This is a genomic window from Dehalococcoidia bacterium (assembly GCA_022451965.1).
In the GTDB taxonomy this organism is placed as follows: domain Bacteria; phylum Chloroflexota; class Dehalococcoidia; order Lucifugimonadales; family Lucifugimonadaceae; genus TMED-70.
In genome coordinates this window covers 1-6,007 of record JAKUNJ010000012.1, presented here as the reverse complement: position 1 = coordinate 6,007, position 6,007 = coordinate 1, and the positions used below count along the sequence as shown (strand labels likewise).

Here is a 6,007-nt window from a genome sequence, read left to right as displayed (position 1 = left end):
ATAATATCCAGCAGAAAGAGTATAAGTTCCAATCATTATTCTTCTTTTTACTTCATCTCCAAAACCTTCCGTTCTTGATTCTACTAATGACAATCTAGAATTTAGTTTTGTAGAACTCCTATGACCATATTTTACACCATCAAATCTTGATAAATTAGAAGATGCTTCAGATGGGGCTATAATGTAGTAAACATCCAATGCATAGTCTGTAAGAGGTAATGAAATTTCAATGATTTCAGCACCTAAATTTTCAAATTCTTTGGTGGATTCTTTAATGACCTCTTTTACCTTTGGATCACAATTATTGAGATACTCTTTAGGAACACCTATCTTTTTCCCTTTAATTTCGTGGTCTATTTTAGAATTAAAGTCCCCAAAAGACCTTTCAAAAGATGTAGAATCATATTCATCTTTTCCTGATATTACATTTAGTATTTCTCCGCAATCTTTCGCAGTTCTTGCAATAGGTCCAATTTGGTCAAGAGAGCTAGCAAAAGCAATTAATCCATATCTACTAACTAATCCATAAGTTGGTTTCATCCCGCTTACTCCACAAAGTGAAGCAGGTTGCCTTATGGAGCCACCTGTATCACTTCCTAAAGAACATGAAACTAATCCTCCTGAAACTGCTGCAGCTGGTCCTCCAGAAGATCCTCCTGGTACTCTAGCTACATCCCAGGGATTCCTTACATTTCCAAAAAATGATGTTTCATTTGAGGAACCCATAGCAAATTCATCCAAATTACCTTTACCTATAATAATTCCTCCATTATCTTTTATTCTTTTTGTCACATGAGCGTCATATGGAGGTATGTAGCTCTCAAGTATTTTTGATCCTGCAGTAGTCTTTATTGCTTTTGTAGAAATATTATCTTTTAGCAAAATAGGAATTCCAGTAAGGTAACCATGATTGATCTCTTTACTATTTAGTTTGTTGTCTATTTTTTTTGCTTGTTCAATTGAATATTCTTCATTAATTGTTATAAATGAATTTATTTTTGAGTCTTTAGATTTTATCTCGTCTAAGGTATATCGAACTAATTCTTCAGAAGAAATTTCTTTATTCTTAATCAAATTAGATAATTCTGAAGTGGATAAATAATCAAGCTTATTCATTTTCGAAAACTCTTGGAATTTTTATTTCTCCTGAATTAATTTCTGGAGCATTTGATAATATATCGTCTGTATCTATTCCTTTTTCTGAAATATCTTCCCGCAGACTATTTTCTAAATTAGTAACATGTGCGGTAGGATAAATTTTTTCAGTATCAATTTTTTTTAGAGATTCAAATCTTGATATTATTTTTCCTAAATCTGACCTAAGATTATCATTTATTTTATCAACTGAAAGCGCTGATAAATCTGCTATGTTTTTGAATTCTTCTTTTGATATTTCCATAATTTAAGCGTAAATAAGTGCCCATTTTTAGAATATTATTATATTTTAACATGGAATATTCTAACATTGTTAAATAAAATCAATAATCATAAAGAATACTTATGAATATTGTTTATAATAATATTCATAGCTATATAAAACGAGATAATATTGAATTATGTTTTTGTAACAGGTGGGGTTGTTAGTTCCCTTGGAAAAGGGATAGTAGCCGCATCTTTAGGAAAACTGCTAATTTCTAGAGGTCTCTCAGTATCTGTTATCAAATTAGATCCCTATTTAAATGTAGATCCAGGAACAATGTCTCCATTTCAGCATGGTGAAGTTTTTGTAACTATGGATGGATGTGAAACTGATTTAGACTTAGGTCATTATGAAAGATTCATGGACGTTGAACTCTCGGAAAAATCAAATATTACCGCAGGTCAAATTTATACAGAAGTCTTAAATAAAGAAAGATCAGGCTTTTATTTAGGTGGTACTATTCAAACAGTTCCTCATGTTACGGATTCTATAAAATCCAAAATCTTTGATCTTGCAGATTCTAGTAAAGCAGATGTTTTACTGGTTGAGGTAGGTGGAACAGTTGGAGATATAGAAGGGCAACCCTTTATTGAGGCTATTAGACAAATTAGAAATGAATCTACAACTGATAATGTTTTTTATATCCACTTGACTCTATTACCATATCTATCTACTTCTGATGAAGTAAAAACTAAACCAACACAACACTCTGTACAAGCCTTAAGAGGAATGGGTATTCAACCGGATTCAATTATTTGTAGATCAGAAAAGGAAGTAGATCAATCAATCAAAAATAAAATATCTCTTTATTGTGATGTTCCTCCTGAAAATGTTATTTCTCTAAGAGATTTTCAAAGTGTTTATGACATACCTGTTCATTTAGAGGAACAAGGATTAGGAGGTATTGTTGAATCAAAATTGGGATATAAGAAAAAAAATCCAAATCTTTCTGTTTGGAAAAAACTTTCTTCAAATATTCATAATTCTGAAGATTCATTTGAGATAGGCGTGGTAGGGAAATATGTTGAGCTTCCTGACTCTTATTTATCAGTGTCTGAAGCAATTAGGCATGCAGCTGCTAATAATTCTAGTAAGGTAAAAATCAAATGGATTGATTCCGATGACCTATCATCGAGTAACATTAATAGTCTTGGGGAACTTTCTGGAGTGATAGTTCCTGGTGGTTTTGGAGAGAGAGGGATTTCTGGGATGATTGAAGCAGCAAAATTTTGTAGAGAATATCAGCTCCCATATCTTGGATTATGTTTAGGAATGCAAATAATGGTTATTGAATTTTCTAAAAATGTTTTAGGACTATCAGATGCCAACTCAACTGAATTTGATTCAGAAACCTCTAATCCTGTTATTGACATAATTGAATCTCAAAAAGGTCTGCAAGAAACAGGAGGTACTATGAGGCTTGGAGCTTATCGCTGTAATCTTAGCCCAGGAACATTAGCCAGTAAAATTTATAAAAAAGAAATAATTACTGAAAGACACCGACATAGGTATGAATTTAATGACTTTTATAAGGAAAAATTAAATTCAAATGGATTAATTACCTCAGGTATTTGTCCTGATAATAATCTAGTTGAAGTATCTGAAATTTCAGGCCATCCATTCATGATTGGAAGTCAATTTCACCCTGAATTTGGATCTAGACTTGATCGACCTCATCCATTGTTTAATTATTTCGTTAAGGCTTGTGGTAATCAAAAAAAGATTGGTGCACAGTTTAAGTTATAAAATTGTCTATATTTGACCTATGAGCTTTTTATAGTATAGAATTGTAATTGTTCAAACATAAAGTTTTTTGAATTCCCCTTTTTTAATCTCTATTTTAAATACATTTTTTTCAAAAAGCTTAAATAAATAATTCATTGAGGGAAATTAATTTTGACTACATCCACAACAGAAAAGTATGATTCTGAGGAAAAACCAAATAAAAGAAAGAAGATATCAAGTTCCTCTAATGTGAACAATGACAAATCTGATAAAAGAGACACGAAGAGAAATTCTTCAAAATCCAGATCTCAAATAAATACAATTGATCTTACAAACTTTTCAGATCTTGATAACAAAGAGCTTGTTAAGTTAGCAAAAGAGAAAAAAGTAAAAGAATCTCCTAAGGATAGAACAGATTTAATTAATATTCTTTACTCCATTGAAGCAGAAGAAAAAAATGCAACTATTGGAGCAGGAATTCTTGATATACTGCCTGACCAATTTGGGTTCTTGAGACCTCCTGGTCAAAAAAATTCTCCAAATGATATTCACGTTTCCAGAGGAATTATTAGAAAAAATAAACTCAGGCCAGGGGATTTTGTTTTAGCACAAATTGAATTTCCTGATGAAGGTGGATCTCAAAGATATCCTGGAGTAACAAAAGTAGAAGCAGTTAATGGACTATCCCTAGAAAAAATAGAGAATAGGATTCAGTTTGATAAATTTACCTCGATTTATCCAAACGAACAAATTATTTTAGAAAGTGATCCAAAGAAAATATCCTCAAGAATAATAGATCTTGTATCTCCTATTGGTAAAGGTCAAAGAGCACTTGTTGTAGCTCCTCCTAAAGCTGGAAAAACTATTTTACTTAAAGACATAGCAAATTCCATAGAGAAAAATTCTCCAGATATAAAACTAATAGTAGCTCTTATTGGTGAAAGACCTGAAGAAGTAACTGATATGAGAAGAAGTGTTAATGGAGAGGTTTTCTCATCAACTTTTGATGAACCTGTAGAAGACCATTGCAAAACATCTGAAACTGCTCTTGAGAGAGCAAGAAGACTTGTGGAATCTGGTCAAAATGTTGTGCTACTCTTAGATTCCTTAACTAGATTAGGTAGAGCTTATAATATAGCCGTACCTTCATCAGGAAAAACATTGTCAGGCGGAATGGATCCATACGCACTATATCCTCCTAAAAAATTCTTTGGAGCTGCAAGAAATTGTGAAGAAGGTGGTAGTTTGACTATAATTGCGACAGCTCTTGTTGATACAGGTAGTAGATTAGATGATTTGATATATGAAGAATTTAAAGGCACAGGAAATATGGAGCTTCATTTAGATAGAGGATTAGCTGAAAGAAGAATTTGGCCCGCAATAAATATTGAAAAGAGTGGTACTAGGCATGAAGAACTTTTGCAAAATGAAACAACTTTATCAAAAATAACTCAAATCAGAAGAATTATGGCTGCATTTCCATCTGAAAACAATGAGAAGACTTGGACTGAAAAAATTGTTGATGGACTGAAAGTCTCAAAAAGTAATCAAGATTTTCTAGAAAATATGCAAGTTTACCTTCAAGATAAAAAAGATTAAATTTCCCTCTTAATAAAAATTTCCCCAAAGAATCTAAATAATAATTTCCCCTAACAAATCAATTATGTCTATAAAATCCTTTTTAAAAAAATCTAAGGGCTTAAATTTGAATGAGAAATTTCACTAGTTGTTAATTAATTAAAGGGACTTAGAGATTTAATGTTTTTTAGGGAGATGAATTCAAAGCTCACGAAATGTTAAATAATTGTAAAAAATATAAATTTTACATTTTTTTTACAAATTTAATAAAAACTCGTAAAAAATAATGTTGACCTTGATATTTATTCTGAGTTATATTTTTTACATAGCGTTATTTTAGCTTCATCTGATATCTAAATTAATGTGAATTTAAAGAAAAAGAAACACTTTGAAGTAAATTCGTATTAAGATTAGTTGATTTATATAAGATTATTAGATAAAGTAAGATAAGGTTTATTAACGGCATAGCACGTTTAATGTGTTTTGACGTTGAGACTTTTACAAATAACATATTCACGAGAGGTAGTATCGAGATGAATAATATACGACAATATGCGAGCAGAGCAATTGTTTTTGTGATGGCACTTTCTATATTGGTTCCAGCAGTAATGTTGACCGGTGATAGTTCTAAAGTAGTGCAAGCAGAAAAACTAGCTACGCTTGAATTAACAAACAAGGCTACGAAAAAGACTACTGAAGCTAGTCCTCCAGCAGCTAGGTCCAATCCTGCTGACAGAGTATTTGCTTCAACAGTTTATGCCACAATGACTGATGTAGATACAGCAAATGCAACTCAGAATTCTCACCTTCTGGACGCAAATAAAGTTGTTATCACAGTTATTGAAGACGATTTAAATGCATTGGTGGCAACTCGATCCGGAGTGAATGATGTTGCAGACGCTTCAGCTACTCACAGAGCTGGAATGACACCTGTTCTACAAGGTCTAGCAGGAAGCCCTGTTATAGACTCAGACGGTGATGGTGACTTAACTGATGAAATTAATGTTAAAACTTGTGCTAACGGCCAAACTCCTACATGGAGTGGTACAGCATGGAGTGGTACTTGTACTGAGAGTACAGCTGTTTATCAGATAGTTTCTGTTGCAAATGGTGATTCCGCAACAAATACAGCTTCCTCTCCAATGGTAACGGTTATATCTAACACTGCTAATGGTGGTGATGCAACTGGTGCTGGTGATGTAGCTGACACAGATGACTTCTTCATAGGATATTACTCATCTGCAGTAAACACATTTACCGTTTCTGCATGGTCAACAGTTCAGC

The 6,007-nt window shown here is 32.5% G+C and carries 5 protein-coding genes; 3 read left to right on the top strand and 2 right to left on the bottom strand.

Translation table 11 applies throughout. The annotated features are described in order from the left end of the window. Together MK083_06445 and gatC are read right to left on the bottom strand one after the other, a co-directional pair. Positions 1-1,116, bottom strand: a 1,116-nt coding sequence (locus MK083_06445) for an aspartyl/glutamyl-tRNA amidotransferase subunit A (protein MCH2674087.1), incomplete at its 3' end; no start/stop codon positions are given. Then, positions 1,109-1,399, bottom strand: coding sequence for an Asp-tRNA(Asn)/Glu-tRNA(Gln) amidotransferase subunit GatC (gatC, locus tag MK083_06440; protein ID MCH2674086.1), 291 nt, complete (start codon positions 1,397-1,399; stop codon positions 1,109-1,111). The genes gatC and MK083_06445, both read right to left, overlap by 8 nt. A gap of 147 nt (positions 1,400-1,546) precedes the next feature. On the opposite strand from gatC, the gene MK083_06435 reads away from it, so the two are divergent. The 3 genes from MK083_06435 to MK083_06425 all read left to right on the top strand — a co-directional run. Beyond that, positions 1,547-3,166, top strand: coding sequence for a CTP synthase (locus tag MK083_06435; GenBank protein ID MCH2674085.1), 1,620 nt, complete (start codon positions 1,547-1,549; stop codon positions 3,164-3,166). Between the two features lie 150 nt (positions 3,167-3,316). Then, complete coding sequence (gene rho / locus MK083_06430) at positions 3,317-4,744, top strand: transcription termination factor Rho (GenBank protein ID MCH2674084.1); 1,428 nt, start codon at positions 3,317-3,319, stop codon at positions 4,742-4,744. Positions 4,745-5,256: 512 nt separating this feature from the next. Beyond that, a partial coding sequence (locus MK083_06425; protein ID MCH2674083.1) for a hypothetical protein occupies positions 5,257-6,007 on the top strand: 751 nt, incomplete at its 3' end.

Bases quoted from the DNA above. Each gene is read 5' to 3' on its own strand.
- gatC (MCH2674086.1), bottom strand. From the start codon at position 1,399: ATGGAAATATCAAAAGAAGAATTCAAAAACATAGCAGATTTATCAGCG.